Genomic DNA, 24,708 nt, shown 5'->3' with positions numbered 1-24,708 from the left:
GATCGTGCACGGCTCCGGGCGGCGCGTCCGAGGCCCAGGTCAGACGGCTGGCTGGATCCGCACCACGTTCAATCCGTGGTACTTCTTCTTCCCCGGGTAGTACGGGCGGTCGGCGGCGATACGGTCGATCGGCAGCAACGTGCCGTCAGGATCACGTAGGCCTTCTTGCGCACGGTCTCCATGGCTTGTTGCATTCAAGACTGCCCGCCGTCAGTTCCCGTCGAGCTGGATTGACAACTGCACTGGCATGGCGTGCACCTTCGTCTCGTCCTGGTCCGGCGCACTCGGCACTTTCGCGGGGCGGGTACTGGGCGGAAGCGTCTCGACCGCCAGATTTGCACGCCCCACCTGGAGGCAGGCGCCTCGTGAGGGCGATCGGGAGTATTGGTCACGGGGCCGGACCCAAAGGGTGGCGGACGCGGCGCCGCCGAAGCGGAGGACGGCCCGGGGGCCTTCTACGGGGTCCATCCGCCGCTGAACAGTGCCAATTCCAGTAGGTCGGGGGCGAGCGGCCGGTGCGTGGACCCGGCCAGCTGCACGGTGGCTCCGTGCGTCCATCTCAGGTACATGTCGTAGCGGTGCGGGGTCCACCCGCCGTCGCTCCATAGCCAGGCAGCGAGTTTCGCGGGTTCCTCGAGCCCGATCTCCTCTCCCAGTCGTGTCGTGTACGCGCGCAGGACACGAGCTATGCGCTGGTCGAGGATGAGCGGGCGCGGCGCCGGCGCATCCACTACGGCGCCGCCGGCGAAGTAGAGGAACTTGGTAGAGAACGCAGGTCCAAGGCCTGCGATCGCGCCGCTCAGCCTGCGGTAGCCCGCCACGGCGCCATCGGTGGCCAGCAGCTCAATAGCCTGTGCCAGCACCGCCTCGACCGGGCCCGCGCGCAGGATCTCACCCAGCCGGTAGGCCCCGTACCCGTTGTCGCCTTGTCCCCAGACGTAGCTGGCGATGAGTGTCTCGGTCCAGCTAGCCGTTGCTACCCCAGTCCGGGCCACCGCCAGCACCTGCGCTCGGCTCAGCAAGGTTGGCTTACGTCCGACCTGCTCAGCCAACCCCGAGGGCCACGGCCGGATGCCGGCCCAGGACTCCGGGATGTAGCGAACGGCGTGCGCGCCGGTCCCGTCCGCGTACGGCGCCCCGTCTTCGGCCAGCCAGGCTCCCAGCTTTCCCACTGCATCCGAAGGAAGCGGACGCTCGAGCATCCGCGCGTCCAGTTCCCCGGCGCCCTCTCGCCACCCCATCCGAACCCTCTCCTTTGGTTCCACCAGTTCGCCGCGACAGCAGGCATCACCAGTTCGTGACGGATTCTGTCCCGAGGAAGTGCCCCCCGCACGAGTGCGGGACGGTTCAGCTGATCTTGCGGGCGGAAAGTGGGCTGGAACCAGGTACGGCCCGGATACCAGGAACGTTGTCGGCGCGAAGTCTGGCGGCCACAGCGCCGGGACTGATCTCCCCGCCCTCGTACTGGCTCGTGGGCACCGCCGTTATCTGCGACACCGTCAGAATGCTTCCGACCGGCAGCCCGGAGAAGGCCTCTCGCATGTGGCGTGCGACATCGCGCCGGGACCGGGGCATCTGAACCGTCGCCGGCCTACCGACGGGGGTAGCCTCCCGCGCCCCCAGCCGGGGTGCCGGGAAGCCTGCCACCGAGGAGGTGGGCGCGCCTCCATCCGGGCGTTGCCAGCGCCGGGAGAACGCCTCGGACAGATGGTCAGCCCGGGCCAGGATGCTCTCCTCGTCCCACTGAGCAGGCAAGGAACGGTTCAACGAAAGTGCGCTGTGCACGAGGATGTCGTTCCTCTTGCGCTCCCAAGGACCATTGGAAACCGATGTGTTCAGTCTGCCGGTGAGCAGAGTCAGATTTCCCACGGTGTGGAGGAGGGACTGCCTGCGCTCATGAGCCTCGACGCTTCCGCCCTCGGGAAGCGGCCAGTGTTCTTCCCAGGCCTGGGGCAGTAGGTGCTCGATCGTCAACTCCCCGTTGTGAACCTGTCGCTCGGTCTTGCCCGAATACAGCGAGTCCTCCAACTCGGCCAGCAGCAGCCGCATCCGGGTCCGCGTGAGTTGCTTGTACAACGGCTGGGACCGAAAGACATCTCGGATATCGCGATCGCGGGGCCAGAACCCGGAGTCGGCTTCCTGTCCGAGCAGAAAGTCCGCCACGACCGACGGGTCGTCCTTCGCCTTCAGTTCCTTGAGCAGTTCCAGGAAGAGCCGGTTGTAGTTCTTCGTCGTCAGGCGGCAGACGGTGCGTCGCACCAGGTAGGAGTCCAGGGTGGCCACCGCGCCGGCCCGGTCGTCCTCGTCGAAACGGCTCACCAGCCACAGGAGTACGGGCATCACGGTGTTGGCGTCCAGAACACCAACAGTGCGCAGAAAGCGGCCTTCCGGTGTCAGCGGCTGTTCCTCGGCCGTCAGCCTTCGGTAGGCACTTGCCCTCTCCACCAGGCGCCTCATCAGATTGACCAGGCCCATATCAGCGGCCTTGACGTACCTGCGAAAGGTCAGGAAGAGCTCTGGAGCCATCACCTCCTCGGCGAGTTCACCCGTGAGGTACTGCATGAGGAAGACGTCCAGGCGAGGCCGCTTCAGCCTTCCCTGCCGCACCTCCTTGCGCCAGTCAGGCGTCTCTAGCTGCGCCCACAGGTCCCTGTACAGCTCCTCCACCGGGAGCCCTTGCTCCTCCGCCTGCTGGAAGACCAGGTTCTTGACCAGGTCGGATGCCTGCAACGGGGTGCCTCGGTCGTTCAGAGCCTCGAAGATGACCTGGGCGTTGTCCTCGGGCTTGAGATCGATAACGACCAACTCGAACTTGTCACGAAGCACGCGCACCAAGGCATCAAAGCCCTTATCCAGCCTGCCTTCGTAGTTCAGCTCTCGTGCCCACTCGACCGTGCGGTTGCGAAAGAACCAGTACGCCTGGACGATCACCGAGGCGTCTGGAGCGACGGGGAATGCGACGTCGACGGGCCGCCGGAGCCGACCGTCCATGACCATGCGGAACGAGTCACGGTCAATGTTGGTAGGCCACACCTTGTAGGCGGCATGCGGTTCGTCGGTCATGTCGTCGTCGTTGGCGGTCAGTTTGACGAGCGCACGTACGTACCTGTCCTGGACATCGAGCTCCCGTGCGACATCGCGGACCGCGGCAAGCAGAACCTGAAGTGTTGTCAGCCTCTGCTGTCCGTCGATGACCTGTCTGGCGGGCATCGACCCCGTAAGTGTCAGTAGCTGATCCAGCACGACCGCGCCAAGAAAGTGCGGATGAACCTCCTCATCAGCCATTCTTTGGTGGACCAGAGCGGTGACGTCCTCCCACAGGGGGCGCCAGTTCCGGTCCTCCGTCCAGACGTACGGCCTCTGGAAGACCGGCACGACGAGTCGCCGGTCCGGCCCGAACAGATCGCGCAGGGTCATCGATTTCGCTTCCACACTGTCCTCCAATAGGGGCTGGTCACACGAGCCGAGTGCCTGTCATTGAGGTCCTCTCGGCCGATTCAGGGACTAGCGTCAACCCCGCAACCAGTGGCGAGACCGATGGGTACCGCCGGAAATCGCCCCTACAGCCGTGACTGCCTCGGAGCTGCCCAAGAAACGGCAACCGCAACTGACGGTTGTGATTCGAGATGCTCGTGTCCAATAAATTCCGTTTGTGTATCGATGCTGAAGTTCGACAGGCATCCCCCGCCGCCCACGCAACACGCCCTCACACCTCGACGTGGTTGCAGTCACGCAGCTCCCTCCTCCAGAAGGCCACTCGACCGCACATCGTCAGGGACGATCCTCGCATGGTGAGTCACGCGACTCTCAGCCCCACACGGACGGGGGCGGCGTCTGACTCCGCCCGGCACGCATGCGTCGACGGACACCCGTCGTCTCCAGCCAAAAGAGGCTCGACAGCCGAACGGCCGAGGCGTCAAGGTCGAGTTGGAGCCACGCGTTGAGACGGAGCCGATCCAGAGCCACGCGGGGAGCGTCGGATCACTTGTGGGCAGGCTTGCGGTGAGTCCGGCACACGGCCTGGTACGCCGGACGCGCCGGTAGCATCCCTGGCCGGTTGACCGATGGGCATGCGGCTGACCTGCCCCCTTCGGCCGGCCGATCGCCGAACCCATCCTCCGTGACCGGCTGCGGGCCCGGGCCCACAGCCGACCCGCCCGCTCCACCGACCTACGGAAGCTGCCCCTGAAGCACACCGCGCACAACCGTGTCCGGCTCGAGATCGCGCAGATCACACGCAACCTCCCGGCCTGGATGCCGATACTCGCGTTGAGCAACCGGCACTCGGGCCACCATCCTGCCCGCGCACGGCCACAGCCTGTGAGATAGGTCGTCGCCACTCTCGGCAGCCCAGCACGAATGAGCGTCAGGACTCGGTGGGCTCGATGGTCTCCTGTTTCACCAATCTGTCCCGCAGCTTCTTCGCAACAGGTTTCACCTTGTTGTCCCAGAAAGGCTTGACATGAGGAGCGACGAGAATAGCGCCTACTACGGCCCCGCCGATGGCCAACTCTTTCCAACTGAGCTGAGGGTCATCGTCGCCACCACTACCGCTGTCGTCCACGATGGGCTCAGGCTCGAAAGTTGCCTCCTCTTCAGCGGGAGACCCCCCGTCGTCGAAGCCACCAGGGTTCGCTTCCATATCGGCCCTAAGTGCCGCTACCGTATCCTCGTTCCAGGTACGAGTTTCCCAGTTCCGGTTGTACTGGGCGTAACCGCCCGTACCGCGTGAATGGTATTGTTCCTTCGCGTACTGCTGCCCCTTCTCGGTGAGCCCATAAGCGCCGGGGTTTCCGTCCAGGTAGCCGTACTGCTTGAGGAGCGCATTCATTTCTCGAGCCGTTCGGCCAAACTCCTCGCCCAACACCCGTGCCGATTTCCCCATGGCTCAGCGCCCCCTCTTACACTTCGGCCGCACGCGGGCCGCCGCTGACGATATGGACGACGTTACTGGCAGCACACTGCACTGCGGGGCTAGTTCTGTCAGACGCGTACCGCGTTCGCTGGGACGCCGAGCAGGCCTGGCCTTCAACGGCCGCAGCGGCTCCCGAGCCCCATAGCGACGCCCCCCTCGCCGCGGCAGGACCTGCGCGAGCGGACGGCGCTCGCCGACCTGCTTCGTGAGTACGTTGGCTGTCTCCCGTCGGGCCAACTCGTCCGCACTTGACGTCTGCGCACGTCAAGGACCAGAAACCCGCCCTGTTCCCGTATCCGCGGGGATAGGGTGACCTTCGGTGATGGTGCAACACGGTGACGCGGTCGCGAGAGGGTGACGCAGAGAACATGGCAGAGGTGCCCGCGCAGATCGGCCGCTACGTGGTCGAGCGCGAGCTGGGCTCGGGGGGCATGGGAGAGGTCTATCTGGCCTATTCGCCCGGCGGGGACCCGGTCGCGGTGAAGGTGATCCGACGGGATCGCCTCGACCAGGCCACGCGCGCCCGATTCGAGAAGGAAGCGCTCATCGCGCGAACGGTCGTGGGTACGAACCGAGTGGCACGCTTCCTCGATGCCGATCCGTACGCCGAGCAGCCCTGGATGGCCGTCGAGTACGTCCCAGGACATACGGTTCAGGAGCAGGTACAGGGCCGGGGCACGCTCCCTACCCCGCTCGTCGCCAGCCTCGGCGCGCTGCTCGCCGAAGGGCTCGAAGCAGTTCATAAGGTGGGCCTGCTCCATCGCGACCTCAAACCGCAGAACGTCATGCTCAGCGAGTACGGTCCGATACTGATCGATTTCGGTCTCGGGGCCTTCGTTGACGCTGACAAGGACAACCTGACGCAGGCCGGGATGATCATCGGAACCATTCGGTGCATACCTCCCGAACAAGCGCTCGCCCGCACCAAGCCGAAAGAACCTGCCGATGTGTACGGGCTCGGCACAGTGCTGCTCTATGCGGCGACCGGCCACTACCCGTACGAGGGCGCGGACTGGCTCGGAATCGCCACTCAGGTGGCGGACGAGGATCAGTTCCCCAATCTGGCCGGACTGCCTGATGCCCTCCTCCCGCTGATCACGGCAATGCTCGCGTACGCGCCGGCCGACCGTCCCATGCTGGCCGAGGTGACCCGGCAGTGTGTGGCACTCGTAGAGGACGCAGGGCTGTCGGCGGCACAAGCCCGCCATGCACTGGTAAGTGCGACGGCCTCCTCCGAGGACAGTGCCCGCGCGGCCCAGAACAATGGCCCGTCCTCCTCGGTGTGGGAACGCATTGAACAATTCGCGGCCCCGGTCGGCGAGACCGGCACTGCGGACGAGGACGACCACGACAGCCCGCTCGACCGTCCTCTCCCGGTCTCAGAGGACTCCGGCGCTGAGGCGCCTGCCGATCTCACGAAAGACATCGTGCGGGAAGCCGAGAAAACTCCCGATCCGGAGCCGCCGACCCAGAAGTCGAAGCGAGGTAGGAAGCCGGCCTCGCTGACGGTTTCCGAGGACTTGCGAAAGCGGTACGCGATGCAGTCCGCGCTGTAGCTCGCCTATCAAGCGCATCGTCCGCCGGAGACAACGTCAGTGCACTGCGGTAAAACAACGGCGAATGATCGAGTCGCCGTACCTCACCTCCGGGCTTCTCCGGAGCGCATGCAAAACAGCAGTATGAAGGAATGGAGCGGTACGTGACCAGCGTGACGGAGACCGGTGACGGTCAGGGCGCGTTCGACACGGAGGACGCTGCGAATGAAGCAGTGGACTCCGCCGTTCCCGGCCCCACGGGGGCCGCCTCCCTGACCCGCCAGGCCAAGTACGCGCCGGGCGCGCAGGTCCGGGTCCGGGACGAGCAATGGCTGGTCAAAACCGTCACGCCGGTGGGTGACGAGGACTGGATGGTCGAGGCGACCGGAGTCTCCTCCTTCGTCCGCGGGACCGACGCCGTCTTCTACGACAAGCTCGACTACATCGAGGCCCTCGACCCGAAGAAAACCCTCCTGGTCCCGGACGACTCCCCGAACCACCGCAAGGCCCGCCTCTACCTGGAGGCGGTCATCCGCAAGACCGCGCTCCCGCAGACCGAGCACGGTCTCGCGCTGGCCGACAACTTCCTCATGGACCAGCAGACCCACCAGCTGCGCCCTGCCGAACTGGCCTTGTCCAAGGAGAACCCGCAGCCGCGGGTTCTGATCGCCGACGTGGTGGGGCTGGGCAAGACCCTGGAGATCGGCATTCTGCTCGCCGAGCTCATCCGGCGCGGGCGCGGCGAGCGCATCCTGGTGGTCACTCCGGCGCACGTCCTGGAGCAGTTCCAGCGCGAGCTGTGGACCCGCTTCTCCATCCCGTTGGTCCGCCTGGACTCCACCGGTATCCAGCGCATCCAGCGGGACATCCCGGCCGGCCGCAACCCGTTCGCGTATTTCAAGCGCGCGATCATCTCCGTGGACACCTTGAAGAGCGACGTCTACGCCCACCACCTGGAGAACTCCCACTGGGACGCGGTGGTCATCGACGAGTCGCACAACCTGGTCAACCGGGGCACCAAGAACAACGACCTCGCCCGCGCCTTGGCCGAGCACACGGACGCGCTGATCCTCGCCTCCGCGACCCCGCACAACGGTGCGACGGAGTCCTTCGCCGAGCTGATCCGGATGCTGGACAAGACGGCGATCGCGAACACGTCGGAGTACGAGGTGAAGGACCTCGGCCACCTGTACATCCGGCGGACCAAGACCGACCGCGAGGTCCGGGACTCCCTCAAGGGCAAGTGGGCCGACCGCGGCCCGTCCCGGCCGGTGGTCTGCGAGGCCGGGGCGAAGGAGCGGGCGGTCCTGGAGGAGCTTGCCGCGCGGTGGACACCGCGCGATCCAGCCGCTTCCTCGGTGTGCGCGGACACGATGGTGGCCTACAACCTGCTGAAGTCGTTCCTGTCCTCGCACCGGGCTTTCCAGGACTCGGTCGTGGCACGGCGGAAGGTCCTGGAGGCTCCCCTCAAGGTCAGGAGGGGGCAGGATCCGGCGGCCCGCGAGGCCGAGCGCCGTATTGAGCGCGAGGCCATCGTGGAGCTGGAGCGCCTTGCCGCCGACATCGGCGACGACGACTCCGCGAAGCTCGACGCCCTGGTGCGCGAGCTGAAGGAGATCGGTGTGGGTCCCGGGTCGGACATGCGGGTCGTGGTCTTCTCGGAGCGCATTCCCACCTTGAAGTGGCTCGCCGAAGTGGTCCCGTCCAGGCTCGGTTTCCGGGCCGGGACCAAGCTCGAGGAGTCCGTGGCGGAGTCAAAGCCTTGGCTGGCCTACGGCGGCACGGTCCAGGTCATGCACGGCGAGGCCAGCAACGAGGACGAGCAGAAGGACATCGTCTCCAAGTTCGGGCTGAAGACCGACCCGGTCCGCATCCTGTTCACCGGAGATGTCGCCTCCGAAGGCGTCAACCTGCACCAGCAGTGCCACCAGTTGATTCATTACGACCTTCCGTGGTCGCTGATCCGCATCGAGCAGCGCAACGGCCGTATCGACCGTTACGGACAGAGCAAGGCTCCTCAGTTCCGGGCCATGGTCCTCACTGGCGATGTGGAGTGGCGCACGGGCGAGAAGGGCGAGCCGCTGCATCTGGACGACCGCCTGGTGGGCTCCAAGCTCCTGGCCCGTGAGGAGGAGGCGCACCGGATTGAGGGCTCGGCGGAGGCTGTCACCGGTATCTACCGGGCGAAGGAGGAAGACGACCGCTTGACGCGGGACTTGATCGCCGGGCGGACGGTCGAGGAGTCCATCAAGAAGTCCAGCGGCGGCGCGAAGACGATGCTCGGCCGGCTGATGGGCAACGTAGGTGCCAAGAAGCCGACCGACGACGTGCCCGTCGCCACGGTGCCGAGCCTGTTCGGCGCCGCAGGTTCCACGGCCGCCTACTTCGACGAGGCGTTGCGCCAGACGTACTTCCCCGACAAGCCGGAGAACGTACTCAAGCTACGCCGTGAGGACGACGGCACGATCGCCTTCGAACCGCCGCCGGACCTGGTGTATCGGCTGAAGTCGCTGCCCAAGTCGTACCTGACCGACCAGGGCATCCTGCCGACTCCGAAAAAGCAGGGCCGGCTGCGGCTCACCTTCGACAAGGGGCTCGCGGCCAAGCGTCTGGAGGTCGCCCGGGAGACCACCGAGAGCCAGTGGCCCAACGTCAGTTACGTGTCGGACGTCCATCCCGTCCTGGACTGGCTGACGGACAAGGCCCTTGCCGCCCTGCGCCACGACGAGGCGTTCGTCCTCGCCTTCGCCCCCGATCTCGAAGCGGCCGGGAAGCTGGACGAGCAGCTACCGGCCGACCTGGCCGGCCCGGTGTACCTGGTCCAGGGCATCTACTCCAACGCGGTGGGCCGTCCTACCGTCGTGGAGTGGATGGCCGTCGTCGGCCTGCCCACCGCACCGCGCGTCCTGCGGATCGACGACGCCTTCCTCGCCGCGTGCAATGTCGGGCCGAAGATGCCCGGACGCGCCACCCCCGCCGACCGGGAGGGGCTCCAGACGCAGGTGCCGGCGGCCGTCGACGCGGCGACCGTGTTCCTCACCGACCGGGGGGTGGAGTACAAGGAGGCGATCGACGCGGTGCTCGCCCCGTACGAGAAGCGGGTCTCCCAGTGGCAGCAGGACGCACTCTTCGCCGCCTCCACCCGCTCGCAGAAGGCCAAGCAGGACGTGAACCTCACGGCGAGCCGTCGCAAGTCCATGATCCGGTCGCTGCGGACCTCCGGAGCGCCAATGTTGCGCCTGCTCGGTGTCCTTGAACCGCTGTCCGCGACGCCTGCTGGCGTCACCGATGTATCCGCTGCGCCTGTTGCCGGAGAGACGATCGCCTGATGAGTACCGACTTCGACTCCTTCTCCAACCGCGGCGAGTACCTGTCCGCGTTCTACTTCGCCGAGCAGCTCGGCGACGGCCTCAAGAAGGGTGTCTTCGCCACCTGGGCCAACCGGGAGAGCGACGAGCACGACCCGCGCCCCACGCCGCGCGAGTCGGTGCGGGCACTGCGCTCGACGTACCTGGACGAGAAGTACCGCGGCTTCTTCGCAGAGCAGGCCAAGGCCGACGAGCAGGATGACGAGTACCCGGAAGCCGCAGCCTTCGAGGCCCGCCTCAACACCTACGGGGACGCGGAGTGGTGCGAGCGCGTTCAGGACTGGCACCGGCAGGTCCTCGCCGCGCTCGGCTTCCCCTCCGTCTCGGCGGAAGCCACCGCACGGACCCTGACTGTGCACCGCGCCGGGCGCGAGCACGAGGTGACCGTGGCCTGGCACAGCGACGGCATCGTAGCCCTGGACTGCGGCTGGTCAGCGAGCAACGACACGGCGCTCGACGCGGACGGGTACGGCCGCCTGCTCCACCCGCTGCGGGCGGGCAGCGGTGAGAGTTACGAGACCGGGCAGGCGCTCGCCACCTGGTTGTTCCAGAGCGAGCTGCGTGAGGAGGGTGGCGCGGCCCCGCGGTTCGTACTGCTCCTGTGCGGCGGCGTCATCGTCCTCGCCGACCGGCATGCCTGGGGCGAGGGCCGCTACCTCTCCGTAAACCTCGACGCCGCCCTGGAGCGCAACGACCGCCGCCAGCACGGCGAACTCGCCACGATCGCGGGCCTGTTCAGCCACGACGTACTCACACCGGCCGAGGACGGCAAACCGCCGGCCATCGACGCGCTGGCCAAAGCTTCCCGCGACAATGCGGTCGGCGTCTCCGGAGAGCTTCGCGAAGGACTCCAAAGGTCCGTCGAGATCATCGCCAACGCGGTCCTGGATCGCCTGGAGGACTCCGGGCTGGACCCGCGCGACATCGAGCGCCCGGACCTGTCGTTCGCCCGGCAACTCACCCGGGAGTCGCTGCGCTACCTCTACCGCATTCTGTTCTTGTTGTATGCCGAGGCCCGCCCCGAGCTGGGCATCCTGCCCGCAGACGACGGCTCGTACGAGGCCGGGTACTCGATGGCCCGCCTGCGTGAACTGGTCGAGCGCGACGAACTGTTGACCGAGGAGACAGCTCGTAACGGCTTCCATCTGCACGCCTCGCTCGACGTCCTCTTCAAGAAGGTCAACAACGGCTACCGGCCCTACGGCACCGAGCCGAACGACGACCTGCCCGGCGACGACGAGGACACCCGGCGACGCAAGGCGAAGTACCGGAGCGAGGACCGTGGACTGCGCTTCGAGCCCCTGCGCAGCGAGCTCTTCGAGCGTGGGTCCGTCCGCCTCATCGGCAACGAGACCCGTGACCCGCGCAGCGACGAGGACAACGAACCACGCTGGCTGGACCTGCGGCCACGCAACAGCGCCCTGCACGAGGTGCTGCGTCTGCTGACCTTGAAGAAGGCCGAACGGGCCGGGGGCCGGGCCGGGTTCATCTCCTACCGCAACCTCGGCATCAACCAGCTCGGCGCCGTGTACGAGGGGCTGATGTCGTACACCGGCATCATCGCCGAGGAGGAGCTGTGCGAGGTCGCCAAGGGCGGCGACCCCGCGAAGGGCTCCTGGCTGGTGCCCTCACAGCGGCTCAAGGAGTACCCCGAGAACACCTGGGTGACGTACGACGACCGGGACGCGGTGAAGGGACTGCGCGGCCCGAAGAAGTATCCGCCGGGCCGGTTCGTGTACCGCCTAGCGGGCCGTGATCGGGAGACGTCCGCCTCGTACTACACGCCCGAGTCGCTGACGAAGGTCACGGTCGAGCTGGCGCTCAAGCACCGGCTCGACCAAGAGCGGGACGCTGACGGAAACGTCGTGAAGACGCGTGCCTCGGAGCTTCTCAAATACCGGATCTGTGAGCCCGCACTGGGCTCAGGGGCGTTCCTCAACGAGGCGATCAACCAGGTCGCCGAGGAGTACCTGCGGCGGCGGCAGGACGAGCTGGGTGTGTCCGTGCCGACGGGCGACGCGCTGACGGAGAAGCAGAAGGCCAAGGCGTACATCGCCCTGCACAACGCTTACGGAGTTGACCTCAACGCGACCGGCGTCGAACTGGCCGAGGTCTCGATGTGGCTGAACACCATGCATCCCGGGATGCGGGCCCCGTGGTTCGGGCTGCATCTACGGCGCGGCAACTCGCTGATCGGCGGGCGGCGGGCCGTGTACGCGGCGGGGGACGTGGCCCCGCTGAAGGGCAAGGCCCCCTGGCTCAACGCCAAGCCGCTCGCGCCGGAGCCGCTGCCGTTCCTGAAGGGCGGGGCCGAGCAACTGCTGCCGGACGGGGCGGTGCACCAGTTCCTGCTGCCGACGCCGGGGTGGGCGGCGGTCACGGGCGCGAGCGGCGACGCGAAGAAGCTGCTCGTGCAGCTGGCCGAGGGCGGGGTGAAGGATCTCGCGGAGTGGAAGAAGGGGATCCTGAAGACGCCGACACGGCGGCTGAACAAGAAGACCGGCGAGCCGATCCTCGACCGGAAGTCCGGCGAGGAGGCGGCCTCGCAGTACACGCGGCTGCGGGATGCGGCGCAGCGGGCGGAGTTCCTATGGTCGCTGGTCGTGAAGCGGATGGAGCTGTCGGAGCGGGAGATCGCCCGCAGCATCGAGGTCTGGGGCGCGGACACGAAGGACGAGGAGTTCGCCTTCCTGCGGCGGTCCGAGGGCGACGGGGGGAGCTCGGATGCTTCCGCTGTCCGAATGTCGAAGGAGAAGGTGTACGCGGACCTGTTCCGCGCGGCGGGAACCCCGTACTGGCGGCTCAAGCGCGTCATGGATGCGTGGTGTGCGCTGTGGTTCTGGCCGGTGGGGAAGGCGGGACTCCTCGACGGGTCAAACGACGTGTATGCGGGTGCGCCAGTGGTGGGGAGTGAGGGCGCGGGCAGCATCGGTGACCTGATCGAGGCGATGACCGCGACTGTGGTGCCGCTGGGTGATGCGGTGCCGCCCATCGAGGCCGCGTCGGCGACTGAGGCCGGGGTGGCCCCGCCTCCGTCCCCGCCCATGCCCACGAGCGCGCCGCGCTTCGTGGAGAACACCATGCTCTTTGCTATGGAGGGCGACCAAATCTCGATGTCCGACATCGAGGCGTCCTCCGGCGGTGTGGTGCACGTGGAGGTCAGGGAGGTCGGCCCATCGAAGACGACGGTGAAGACCAGGAAGCAGCCCTCCCTTGATCTCTCCCGCCCCGCCCGCCGCCCGCTCATCGCGCTGAAGGACCTCGACGACTGGTTGGACTTCCTGGAGGCCATGCTCGGCCGTGGACCGGTCCCGGACGCCGGATCGCTCATCGGGTCCCTCAACACCCTGGAGGAGCTCAGCGACTACGAGCAGCTCATCCAGGACGAGACCGAGATGGACATGGATCAGTGGGAGCCGGAGGCGCGTTTCCCATGGATGGGAGCGGTACGCGACATCGCTGAGGACCAGGGCTTCCTGCACTGGGAGTTGGACTTCGCGCTGGCCTTCGCCGAGGGCGGCGGCTTCGACCTCCAGGTGGGGAACCCACCATGGGTGCGGCCAGAGTGGAAGGAAAACTCCGTCATCGCGGAGTTGGAGCCATGGTTCATGTTGACGGAGAGGCCCGCAGCGGCGGAAAAGCACAGGCGGCGGACGGCGGAGCTGGCGAGGCCGAAGGTGGCTGCATATGCGCTGGGTGAGGTCACGTCGACGGTCACGACTGCGGACTATTTGGCGGCGCCGCAGGTGTATCCACTCATCGCGGGGAGCCAGCCCGACCTGTACCGGGCGTTCATGTGCCAGGTGTGGGCGCATACAGCGAGAGCTGGCTGCGCCGGAATGGTCCACCCCGACACCCACTTCAACGGAGACAAGGAGGCTACGCTGCGGGAAGCTGCGTACCGGCGACTGCGGATGCATGGGGACTTCGTGAACTCGGGCAACCGCTTCTTCCCGCCGCCGGTCGGGCGGTCCAGCCACTTCGGCGTGCACATCTACGGCGAGTACGGCGAGATCGACTTCCAGCACCTGTCGTGGCTCTTCTCCGTCGACGCGTTCCGGCTCTCGGGCGCACACGACGGAACTGGTGACGCACCGGGCGTCAAGTTCGACGGCGGCTGGGACGAGCGGGCGCACCGGAAACGGGTTGTACGGGTAACCCCACGTACCTTGGACAGATGGCAGCGGCTCTCCGGCGAACAGGACGTCCCAGTCGAGCAGGCGCGCTTGCTGACTCCGGTAAGCACGGCGGAGGATTCCGCGATTGACGCACTCGCGGCGTATCCGCTGCGGCTCGGGGCGCTTGACGCCCGGATCACACGCGGCTTCGACGAGAGCGGAGCAAAGAAGTCAGTCTATGGGCCGGATGGGGATACGCCGCTCATCGACTACAACAAGGGACAGAAGGACCGGGAGGACTACCAGGCAGCGTCTTGGGCGGACGTCATCCTTAAGGGGCCGCAACTCGGGGTCGCGAACCCGTTCTTCAAGCAGCCCAGCCAGGGCGGCGGCGAGGTGCTCGGGCTCAACCACATCGAGTTGGCGTCGGACGCGGTGCCGGAGTCGGAGTACCGACGGGTGGCAGACAAGGCCACTTATCTCGGGGCGCAGGACCGGTGGCTGGATCAAGCGGAATTGGAACGGCTGCGGAGGTCTGAGGAGACGATAAGAGAGACGCGGGCGCGGCTCGCCGAGGTGCACAAATGCGCGCCGGGAGAGATCACGAGTGAGGAGGTGGACAAGGCACTGGTTAGTCGGGCAACGAAGCCGTATACAGCGTTCTATCGGATGGCGTGGCGCGAGATGATCGCACCGGACACAGAACGAAGTTTGTACTCGGCACTGATCCCGCGAGAAGTTGTACATGTCGACCTAGTACACAGTGCGTACGTGATGAATACCAAGGTCACGGCGTTGACTGCTGGCTTCTGGTCAGGCCTCCCTGTTGACTATTCCCTGCGAACTTCCGGTACTGGGCACCTGAAAACAGGCCGGGCCACCCGCATGCCTGCGCCTTCCCCTGATCATCCCCTTACCTCAGCTCTCCTCCTCCGCACCCTCCGCCTCAACTGCCTCACCACCGCCTATGCCGACCTCTGGCAGGAGCTCTACGACCCCGCCTGGTCCGCCTACGAGCCCTGGGCCCGTGACTGGCCACAGATGGAGACCGAGCTCCTTGCCGTCACGCCCACCTGGCAGCGCGGTACCCCTCTCCGTTCCGAATACGCCCGTCGGGCAGCCCTCGTCGAGATCGACGCGCTGGTTGCCGTCTGGCTCGGCATCGATGCGGACACGCTTGTCACCATGTATCGGGCCCGATTCCCTATCATGCAGGACTTCGATTCCGTCAGCTGGTTCGATTCCACCGGACGCAAGATTGCCGGAAATCGGTACACATTCGGGCACGGCCAGACCAGTGACCACTGGAAGGCTCTCGCGAAGTACCAGGAGGGCCAGAAGGACACGTCCCTCCCCGAGGCTGAGAAGCCGCCGGCCCCTGACGGCTACACCGCCCCCTTCTACAAAGCCGACCGCGAGACCGAGATGCGCGAGGCTCACGCCTACTTTCAGAAGCGTCTCGACGCCGCCGTCGAGGCCTGTAAGTGGGACCCGGCAACGCAGGAGGTACCTAAGCCGTGAGGCCGACGCTCGAGGCGCAGGGGCTAAAGGAGAGCCTGCTGCAGTACCTGTCCACCACGTACGCGCTGACCGACGAGGGCGCACGGCAGGCGCTGCACCGGTTCCTGGGGGACGAGAACTCCGGGATGTTCCGGGGGCCGTTCCTCCGCCTGCGCACGCCGTTCGTCGCGGCCGACGCGTCCTGGACCAGTTGTCTGGACTGGCGACCGACTGACGGCTGGACACCGTACGCGCACCAGGCGAAGGCCTTCGAGCGACTGTCCTCGGCAGGCGGGCGTACGCCGAAGCCCACGCTGGTGACGACCGGTACCGGCTCCGGCAAGACGGAGTCGTTCCTCTATCCCGTACTCGACCACTGTGCGCGTGAGCGGGCGGCCGGCCGGGCCGGGGTCAAGGCCGTAATCCTCTACCCGATGAACGCGCTCGCCACCGACCAGGCCCAGCGCATCAACGAACTCCTGTGTGAGCACGAGGCGTTGAAGAAGGTGCGGGCCGGGCTCTACATCGGCGACAAGGCGGCGACGCACTACGACCGGGTCTACACGCGCCGGTCGGACATGCAGATCTCGCCGCCCGACATCCTGATCACGAACTACAAGATGCTGGACCTGCTGCTCCAGCGGGCCCAGGACGCCCCGCTGTGGGCGGACGCGGACATCCGGTACGTGGTCGTGGACGAGTTCCACACCTACGACGGTGCGCAGGGCACGGACGTCGCGATGCTCCTGCGGCGCCTCGCCTCGGCGGTCGGGGTGGCGGAGAAGGGCCGTCCGCTGGGGCGGATCTGCCCGGTGGCAACCTCGGCAACGCTCGCCTCCGACAGCACGGACCAGGACGGGGTCCGCCAGCTGCTGGACGTCGCGACGCAGGTGTTCGGTACGAAGTTCGACGTGTCCTCGATCGTCGGGGAACACCGGCAGTCAGTGGACGAGTTCGTGCCGCCGAGCGGCTTCGATCCGATGCTGCCGATCCCGGTCCCGGACGAGTTGGCCACCCTCCCTGATCCCTCGCTAGGCGAAGAGGAGTTCCTCGCGCTCGTCGAGGCCGTCACCGGCACCCGCGAGAACGACCCGCTCGTGCTCGGCGGCTTGTTGAAGAAGCACATGCTGACCTCGGCGGTGATGCATGCCCTGGACGGGCAGGTGCGGACTGTGCCCGAGGTGCTGGACCTGATGTGGCGGCGGGGCGCGTTCTCCTGGGGGCAGGCGATCACCCGGCAGCCGGAAGTGGCGGCGTCCGCCCTCGCCCGGCTCTTGGCGCTGCTCTCGGTGGCTCGTGATCCGGCCTCCACACCCGAGCGGCCGCGGCCCTTCGTGCAGGTCGAGGTGCATCAGTGGGCGCGCTCGGTGTCGCGGGTCGTGCGGGGTGTGCTGCCGTGGCCCAAGGCCGAGTTCCAGTGGGACTCGGCCGGTTCCGCCCACCACTCGGGCGAGCAGCCGGCCCGTACCGCCCCGGTGACGACGGCGACCGCGGGCGCGGCCGCGAACCTGTTTCTGCCCGCTGTCTACTGCCGTGACTGCGGCCGTTCAGGCTGGGCGGTGTTCTCCCCGGAGACCGACGACGCGGACGTACAGGTCGACACGCACAAGATCCGGCGTGCCTCGGTCAGCCAGGACAAGATGCGGGTCCGGAACCTGATAGCGGCCACCGAGAAGGAGGCCCAGGAGGGCTCCGGTGCCGCCCCGATGGACGAGGCCGGGCGCGGTGCGGGCCGCGGCAGCACCGCTCTCGCGGCCACCAACGCCGGGCAGTTGCGTGTACTGGACGGGCCGAAGCGCCGCCTGCGGCTGCCCGATCCGGTCGAGGACTACGACCAGGAGACCGGCGCGCCCCGGCTGGCGGGCTCCGACTCGGCCTTCGTCCTCGTCTACCTCGGGGACACCGCGACCACCGCCGCAGAGGACGACTGGTGCCCGGCCTGCGGCTCGCACAACGCGATCCGCTTCCTCGGTACCGGTGCCGCCGCCCTCGCCGCGGCATCGGTCACCCAGCTGTTCACCGGCGGCGAGATGGACAGGGCGCAGGGTGAGGACAAGACCCTGATGTTCAACGACTCGGTGCAGGACGCCGCGCACCGAGCCGGGTTCGTGGCCAGCCGCTCGTACACCTTCTCCCTGCGCGCACTGTTCAAGAAGCACCTGTCGGAGGAGACGCCGACCGCGCTGCACGACCTGATCGCCGACGTGGTTGCGGCGACCACCGACCGCGAGACCCTTGCCGCCGTCGTCCCCACCGACCTGCACGACTTCAAGGGCGTCAAGCGGCTCCTGTCCGGTCAGGGACGAGGCGGGGACAGGAAGACCTGGGAGCTGATCGGCGAGCGCTTCGCGTTCGAGGCGCTGATGGAGTTCGGCTTCCGCTCCCGCAACGGCCGCACCCTGGAACTCACCCGCACCGCCGCCGCCCACGTGCGCATCGAGGACCCCGCCGCCGCGACCGCCCTGGTCAAAGCCGCGCACACCGAGCCGTACGGGCACGGCGGCGGGCTGCCGGTCATCGAGCAGGACGACGCCCGCTACCTCGGGTTCCTGCGGATCTTCCTGGAGCGGCTGCGGACCCGGGGCGCGATCGGTCACAAGTGGCTGGAGGGGTACCTCTCGGAGGCCGGCACCAGCCGGTACTTCATCTGGGGCAAGCGGCCTCCCGGTATGCGCGCCTTCCCCAAGGGCATCGCGGCCCCGGTGTTCCTGCTCAGCGCACCCAAGACGAAGAGCGAGTTCGACTTCGCGACCGGCCGTCTCTCCTGGTACGAGCGGTGGGCACAGCGCACGCTCGGGCTGCCGCGAGAGCAGGCCGCGGAGTTCTGGTCGCGGCTCCTGCCCGCGCTGGTCGAGGCGGGCCTGCTCTCGGTGCGCACTCCGACCGACAGCAGCCTGCGCGTCTATGGTCTGAAGCCGGGCGCGATCGACGTACAGCTGTTGAAGGACGCCGAGGTGAACGAGGCGTTTGTCCGCTGCCCGGACTGCTTCTGGGAGCAGACCGTCCACCCCGGCATGCTCGCGCAATGGGACGGGCAGCGCTGCCCGTCCTACCGCTGCCGCGCCGGCCATCTCGTCGCGGGCAACCGGCCCGAAGGGCTCGGCAAGCACCAGCGGGACCGTAACTACCGCGAGGACTACTACCGAAGGCTGTACCGGAAGGCGGGCACGTACCAGGTCATCACGGCTGAGCACACGGGCATGCTGACCCGACCGGAGCGGGAGCGGATCGAGGAGGCGTTCAAGGACGGCAGCGGGTTCAAGGATCCCAACGTGCTGTCCTGTACGCCGACGCTCGAAATGGGCATCGACATCGGCGACCTGTCGGCCGTCGTGCTCGCCGCGCTGCCGAGGCGCGCTGCCAACTACGCCCAGCAGGTGGGCCGGGCCGGGCGCCGTACCGGAAACGCGTTCCTGCTGACCATCCCCGACCGCAGCCGCCGAGACCTGTACTACCTGGAGCAGCCGCGCGAGATGATTGCCGGGCAGATTGTGCCGCCGGGCAGTCACCTGTCGGCCATTGAGATCCTGCGCCGCCAGTACCTCGCACACCTCCTCGACCTCGCCGCGCGGGGCCGGCTGACGCGCACTGACGGCCGTCCGCTGCCCGCAGTCGTACGGGACGCCCCGGCCCTCTTCGGCCCGTCTGGATACCTCGCCGATCTCGTCGAAGCGGCGCTCGCTGACGCCTCGCAGCTGGTCGAGGGGTTCCTGGACCTGTTTCCCGTCGGCGTCAACGAACAGGCCGCCGACGACCTGCGCGCGTTCGCCGGGCGCGGGCTGCGCAGCGCGGTGGAGCGAGCCGAGCGACAGTGGCTCCACGCCGAGGAAGTGCTGCGGCGGCGACTGCGGTACATCGCGGAGGCCCGCGACGAACTCCACGACACCGAGGACGAGCAGCGCGACCGTAAGGCCGAACTCGACGCCGAACACCGGGCGCTCGGCAAGCGCTTGAGCAAGCTCGGGCTCATCACCGCCCAGCAGGCCCTGTGTGATCTCGGACTGCTGCCTAACTACGCGCTCATCGACTCCGTCACCACCCTCAACGCGACGCTGTACTGGGTCGACGGTATGGATCCGAACACCGGCCGGGACCGCTTCGATTCCAAGATCCGCTCCTACGACCGGCCCCGGCGCTACGCCCTGTCCGAACTCGCTCCCGGCAACACGTTCTACGTCAACGGCTACAAACACGAGATCACCGGCATCGACATCGGCAGCCCCTCTCAGCCGGACTGGAAGGCCTGGCGTTTCTGCCAGGAGTGCGGCTACGTCCGTACCGAGGACGCCAAGGACGACCGCTCGCCATGCCCGCGCTGCGGCAGCGCCGGGATCGCGGACGACGGTTCCTGCCTGCACCAGGTCATCGAGCCCACGACCGTCACCTCCCGCGACAAGCGCGAGGACGCCCGTATCGGCGACGACAAGGACGACCGGGAACAGCGCTACTACACCGTCATCGACGCGGTGGACATCCCCCGGGAGGAAATCAAGCATGGCGCGTCCTGGCGGCACGCCCACCACACCTTCGGCGTCGACTACTGCCGCAAGGCGGTAATCCGCCGCATCAACGTCGGCCCGATGCGTTTCGACAGCCAGACCGAGGACGAGCTCGCCGGGCAGGATGTCCGCATGGCCCCGTTCCACGTGTGCACCGCGTGCGGGGCGGCGACCGCCGATGGCAAGCCGGTCTTCGACCACGCCATCGACGCCTTGGACTCCTCGGCCGCCCACAACCCGAAGGTCAAGCACCACCAGCCGTGGTGCCCGCTGCGGCGTGGGAAGAAGGCCGCTACCGTGCCCCAGCAGCCGGTGCTCCTCGCCCACCAGCTGAACACCGAGGCGCTGCGGGTGCTCCTGCCGGCGGCCACCGTGCTCGTCGAGGAGAAGATCTACTCCTTCAAGGCCGCACTGCGGCTCGGCGTCGACCGGCAGTTCGGCGGCGACCCCGCGCACCTGGACACCACGCTGGCCCGGATGCCCGACCAGGCCACCGGCGAGAAGCGCCACTTCTTGGTGCTCTTCGACCGGCTCCCCGGCGGCACCGGATATCTGGACCGGCTGACCGACCCCGGCGACTTCAAGGAAATGCTCCTCAAGGCTCGTGCTGCGCTCCTCGAATGCCCCTGTCAGGACGAGGGCCTGCGGGCCTGCCACCGATGCCTGCACCGCTACACCGAGGAACGCCACCAGGACGTCGTCTCACGCCACGATGCCTTGGAGATCCTCGGCGACCTCCTCGGCCCAGTCGACGAGAACGGCGAGCCGCTGCGCGACGCCGACGGGAACCCCCTCGATGGGTGGGCGGTCACCAAGGTGGCGTCCACCGAACTGATCGGCCTGGACAAGCAGGTCGAGTCCGACCTGGAGGCCCGCTTCCTGGCCGCCCTGCGCAAGTGGAGCGAGAACCAGGACGACGCCGCACTCGACGAAAGTGGAACGAACAGCGGATACCTCCGCTTCACCGGTCCCACGGCCAGTACGGGAGAGGCCGCCGAGACCGGGTCCGTACGCTCGACCGGCTGGCGGCTCACCGCTCAGCGCAGCATGGAGCACACCCGCACCGACTTCACCTTTGAATCCACCGACGGCCCCCGCCGACTCGTCACCGTCTACCTCGACGGCCACAGGTACCACGCGAGCCGCAAGCACAATCGGATCGCGCCCGACTGCACCAAGCGCAACCAGCTGCGGGCCGACGGGCACATCGTCTTCCAGATCACCTGGGACGACCTGGAGCTCTTCGAAAAGGGCGACGCCGCCAAGGCGCAGCCGGTGTGGCCGCCTTATCGGCGCATCGGCCAGGACACCGCCAAGGAGTGGTACGAGGAGCTGGGCGGCGACCGCGCCCACTACTCGGCCGCTGTGTTCGCCAACCCCATCGACACGCTCCTCGCCTACCTGCGCCAGCCCTCCCGTACCGCATGGGGGCGGCGGGCCAAGGCGCTGGTCGGCGGGTTGATGAGCACGCCGGAGCCACTCGTACAGCAGGCCGACCGGGGCCAGGCACGCGAAGCCGTACAGGCCGCTCTCACCGCCCTCGGCCGTGGTCAGGAGCCGGGTCCGGAAGCCGGGGAAGGCGACGGAGAGATCCTCGTCCTGCACGCCGTGGACGAAAGCGGGCTGCCGCTGATCTACACCGTGGACGCCTCCGGCCAGGAGCCGGGGTGGAGCGCCATCGCCGTACTCGACGACCGCACCGAGAACCTGGGCACCACCGAACACAAGCTGATGTGGCGGGCCTGGCTGTACTGGTCGAACCTGCTGCAGTTCCTGGCCTTCGCCGGCGGCGACGGCATCCAGCTCGCGAGCAGCCAGGCCGCCGACTACCCGGTAGAGGTCCTCACCATCGGCGGCGGCATCGGCGAACTCGAATCGCTGATCGTCCAGCGGAACCCGGCTGCCGACGAGGTGAGTTCGGTGGCGGACAGCCGCACCGCGGTACTCGCCGATGCGGCCGACGCCGAATCGACGGAAGAGACCTCCCTGGAGAAGATGGTCGCCAGCGTCCTGCGGGACCGGACCTGGGACGAGGACATCCTCGAGCTCCTGGAAGAGGACGAACCGGAATCCGACCTCACCCGGCTGGCCAAGAAGATCGCCGCCAAGGGCAAGAAGGCCCCTGTATTCGGCTACGAACTGGGCGAACGCGGCTGGCCGACGGACTTCGCCTGGGACGACTCCCAAATCAAGATCGCCGTCGTGGCGCCGGACACACACGGATCACAAGCCGAAGAAGAGCGCCGCAAACGCGACGAGGCCTACGCCGCCGACGGCTGGACCGTACGTACCGCCACCGACTGGCTCGACCACCTCGACACCCTCCTGACGCTCCTCCCCGACACGGAAGGCTCCAACTCCTGATGACCGCCCGGCTCAGCCTGTACGAGAAGGCCGAACACGAGCTGTACAAGCTCGACCGCTCGGTCAAGGGAAAGTTCTACGACTTCTGCCACCGATTCCGGCAGAACCCCGACCATCCCGGCCTCGACCTCAAGCCCCTAAAGGGCGACGGACGGGTCTTCCGCGCGAAGATCGACCAGTCCTACCGGGCTCTCCTCGCAAAGGCCGGCGTGGACGAGCAGGGCCAGGAGCGGTGGCTCGTCGTCGCGGTACGCCACCGCAAGCACGTCTACGAAGAACTCTCCGTCGCGATCAACCGCGTCACCGGTGAGATTGAGTTCGTCGACCTGTCCGTCGTCGGGCAGAGCGTGCTGCAGCGCGCCGGCGTCACCCTCACCCCGGTCGACCTGACGCCCGAGGCCGAGCTCCAGCAGCCGGCGCCGCCCCCGGAGGTTCACGAGTCGGTCGCCGTAGAGCCCGCCGCACCGCTCCTCTCCGGGATCACCGGCGAGGACCTGCGGTCGCTCGGCGTCGCGGCACAGCTCATCGAGCTCGCACTCGCCGTTACCGAGAGCGGCGAGCTCGACCAGCTGGTCTCCGGCGCCCCACTCCTGACCAAGGACATCCTCTACGGCTTGGCCGCCGGGATGTCCATCGACGAGGTTCGGCGCGAGATCACGGCCCCCGTCGAGGTCGAACTCGCCGACACCGAACGTGACGACCTCGGCGCGGCGCTGGCCCGCACCACCGTCACCACCATCGACGACGACCTCCGTGTTGTATTGGAGGAAGGCGACTTCCGGGCCTGGAAGGTCTTCCTCCACCCTGCCCAGGCCAAGCTCGTCGACCGCCGTTACAACGGTCCCGCCCGGGTCTCCGGCGGCCCCGGAACGGGCAAGACGATCGTCGCCCTCCATCGGGTCAAGCACCTGGCCCAGCAGCTCCCTCCCGGCCACAACAAGCCCATCCTGCTCACCACCTTCACCACCAACCTCACAGTCGACCTCCGCGCCCGCCTCTCCTCCCTCCTCGAACCCGACCTCGTCGCCCGCGTCGAAATCACCAACATCGACAAGCTCGCGGCCCGCGTCCTCAACGAAAACTCACTCAGCGGCACCGGCAAGCAGCGCATCTACGACAGCGTCGCGATCGGCATCCTCCAGCGCCTCCTGTTCGAACTCGACGGGAAGCGCTGGGAGCCCGAGTTCCTCTACGAGGAATGGGAGCAGGTGATCCTCGGCCAGTCGCTCGGCAACCGCAAGGCGTACTTCGACGCCCGCCGCGCAGGCCGCGGCCGGTCCGTCAGCCGCCCCGAACGCGCCCAGATCTGGAAGATCCTCGAGCAGTTCACCGCCCGCCTCGACAAGGAGAACCGCGAAACGTGGGGCCAGGCAGCCGAACGTGCGGCCCGCTTCGAGATGGAACGCGCTGCCAAGATCAAGGCCAGGCAGGACCGTAAAGACGAGGTCGGCGGCAAGGACCTCATCCACCGCGACGACAGTTCCGGCATGCGCTACATCGCCCACCGCTACCAGCACGTCGTCGTCGATGAGGCCCAGGATCTGCGCCCCGCTCACTGGAAAATGCTCCGCGCCATGGTCGCCCCCGGCCCCGACGACATGTTCATCGCCGGCGACACCTATCAGCGCATCTACGACCAGCAGGTCACTCTCGGCACCGTCGGTGTCAACATTCGGGGCCGCTCCTCCCGCCTCACCCTCAGCTACCGCACCACCAAGGAGATCCTCGCCCGCGCGATGCAGGTCGTCGACGGCACGGGCAACGCCCCCTCCTACGACGACCTCGACGACGGCACCGACACCCTTGCCGGCTACCGGTCCGTCCTTCGCGGCCCCGTCCCCGAACTCGCCCCCTGCGAAACCTGGGACGATGAACTCACCCAACTCGCCGCCACTCTCCACGCCTGGCGCGAGGAACTCACCTCTGGCGACGGCAACAACCCGCGCCGCGACCCCCGCGGCAACATCGCCGTCTGCGTCGCCGACCGCGACTCCGTCAACCAGGTCATGTACTACCTCGCCACCGAGGCCGGCATCACCGTAGCCGAACTCACCAAGGACGGCGTCAAGGGCGACGGCGAAGTCCACGTCGGCACCATGCACCGCTTCAAGGGCCTCGAATACCAGAAGCTCGCCATCGTCGGCGCCCGCGACGGTGTCATCCCCCGCACCGCAGTCATCGACCGCTACCGCGAATCCGATCCCCAACGCTACGCCCGCGAGGAACGCAAGGCCCGCTCCCTCCTCTTCGTCGCCGCCACCCGCGCCCGAGACACCCTCCGCATCAGCTGGCACGGGGCCCCGAGCCCCTATATCTCCCGATAGTGAAAGACGTAGGCCCTGTCCGGCGGGAGGCGCAAAGGTTGTGCCTCATGACTGTCCTACAGGGCTCTGCATCGCGTGATGCGGG

The 24,708-nt window shown here is 67.5% G+C and carries 8 protein-coding genes and 2 pseudogenes; 6 read left to right on the top strand and 4 right to left on the bottom strand.

From position 1 onward, the window contains the following. The 3 genes and pseudogenes from QR77_RS49420 to QR77_RS32785 form a co-directional block, all read right to left on the bottom strand. Window positions 1-194: pseudogene (locus QR77_RS49420) on the bottom strand (IS5/IS1182 family transposase); the annotation flags it as partial. A gap of 261 nt (window positions 195-455) precedes the next feature. Further along, on the bottom strand, window positions 456-1,241 hold the full coding sequence (locus QR77_RS32790) for a hypothetical protein (RefSeq protein WP_040025682.1): 786 nt from the start codon (window positions 1,239-1,241) through the stop codon (window positions 456-458). Between the two features lie 106 nt (window positions 1,242-1,347). After that, window positions 1,348-3,432: a DUF262 domain-containing protein gene (locus QR77_RS32785; RefSeq protein WP_150130474.1), complete on the bottom strand. Its 2,085-nt coding sequence runs from the start codon at window positions 3,430-3,432 to the stop codon at window positions 1,348-1,350. 660 nt (window positions 3,433-4,092) lie between these two features. Here QR77_RS32785 and QR77_RS49415 point away from each other — a divergent pair. After that, a pseudogene (locus QR77_RS49415) lies at window positions 4,093-4,281 on the top strand (IS1380 family transposase); the annotation flags it as partial. 85 nt (window positions 4,282-4,366) lie between these two features. Here the strand turns inward: QR77_RS49415 and QR77_RS32780 are convergent. Further along, window positions 4,367-4,885, bottom strand: a complete 519-nt coding sequence (locus QR77_RS32780) for a hypothetical protein (RefSeq protein WP_150130473.1) — start codon at window positions 4,883-4,885, stop codon at window positions 4,367-4,369. Window positions 4,886-5,283: 398 nt separating this feature from the next. Here QR77_RS32780 and QR77_RS32775 point away from each other — a divergent pair, with 398 nt between their 5' ends. The 5 genes from QR77_RS32775 (at window position 5,284) to QR77_RS32755 (ending at window position 24,623) form a co-directional block, all read left to right on the top strand. After that, the gene (locus QR77_RS32775; RefSeq protein WP_040025680.1) at window positions 5,284-6,471 is read left to right on the top strand and encodes a serine/threonine-protein kinase; all 1,188 of its coding nucleotides are present in this window, start codon (window positions 5,284-5,286) and stop codon (window positions 6,469-6,471) included. 143 nt (window positions 6,472-6,614) lie between these two features. Further along, on the top strand, window positions 6,615-9,779 hold the full coding sequence (locus QR77_RS32770; protein ID WP_236710909.1) for a DEAD/DEAH box helicase: 3,165 nt from the start codon (window positions 6,615-6,617) through the stop codon (window positions 9,777-9,779). Continuing rightward, a complete protein-coding gene (locus QR77_RS32765; RefSeq protein ID WP_040025678.1) occupies window positions 9,779-15,457 on the top strand; it encodes a hypothetical protein in 5,679 nt (1,892 codons plus the stop codon). Before QR77_RS32770 ends, QR77_RS32765 begins: the two co-directional genes overlap by 1 nt. Then, on the top strand, window positions 15,454-22,299 hold the full coding sequence (locus QR77_RS32760) for a DEAD/DEAH box helicase (protein WP_040025676.1): 6,846 nt from the start codon (window positions 15,454-15,456) through the stop codon (window positions 22,297-22,299). The genes QR77_RS32765 and QR77_RS32760 overlap by 4 nt, the downstream gene beginning before the upstream one ends. Next, window positions 22,299-24,623 (top strand): UvrD-helicase domain-containing protein, encoded by a 2,325-nt coding sequence (locus QR77_RS32755; RefSeq protein ID WP_040025675.1) that lies wholly within the window; start codon window positions 22,299-22,301, stop codon window positions 24,621-24,623. Before QR77_RS32760 ends, QR77_RS32755 begins: the two co-directional genes overlap by 1 nt. Window positions 24,624-24,708 lie beyond the last annotated feature (85 nt).

It is taken from the genome of Streptomyces sp. 150FB (assembly GCF_000818195.1).
Classification (GTDB): Bacteria; Actinomycetota; Actinomycetes; order Streptomycetales; family Streptomycetaceae; genus Streptomyces.
This window is presented reverse-complemented; position numbering and strand designations above follow the sequence as displayed.

Coding starts and splice junctions, on each gene's coding strand:
- QR77_RS32790 (WP_040025682.1), bottom strand. CDS start 1,241: ATGGGGTGGCGAGAGGGCGCCGGGGAACTGGACGCGCGGATGCTCGAG.
- QR77_RS32780 (WP_150130473.1), bottom strand. CDS start 4,885: ATGGGGAAATCGGCACGGGTGTTGGGCGAGGAGTTTGGCCGAACGGCT.
- QR77_RS32775 (WP_040025680.1), top strand. CDS start 5,284: ATGGCAGAGGTGCCCGCGCAGATCGGCCGCTACGTGGTCGAGCGCGAG.
- QR77_RS32765 (WP_040025678.1), top strand. CDS start 9,779: ATGAGTACCGACTTCGACTCCTTCTCCAACCGCGGCGAGTACCTGTCC.
- QR77_RS32755 (WP_040025675.1), top strand. CDS start 22,299: ATGACCGCCCGGCTCAGCCTGTACGAGAAGGCCGAACACGAGCTGTAC.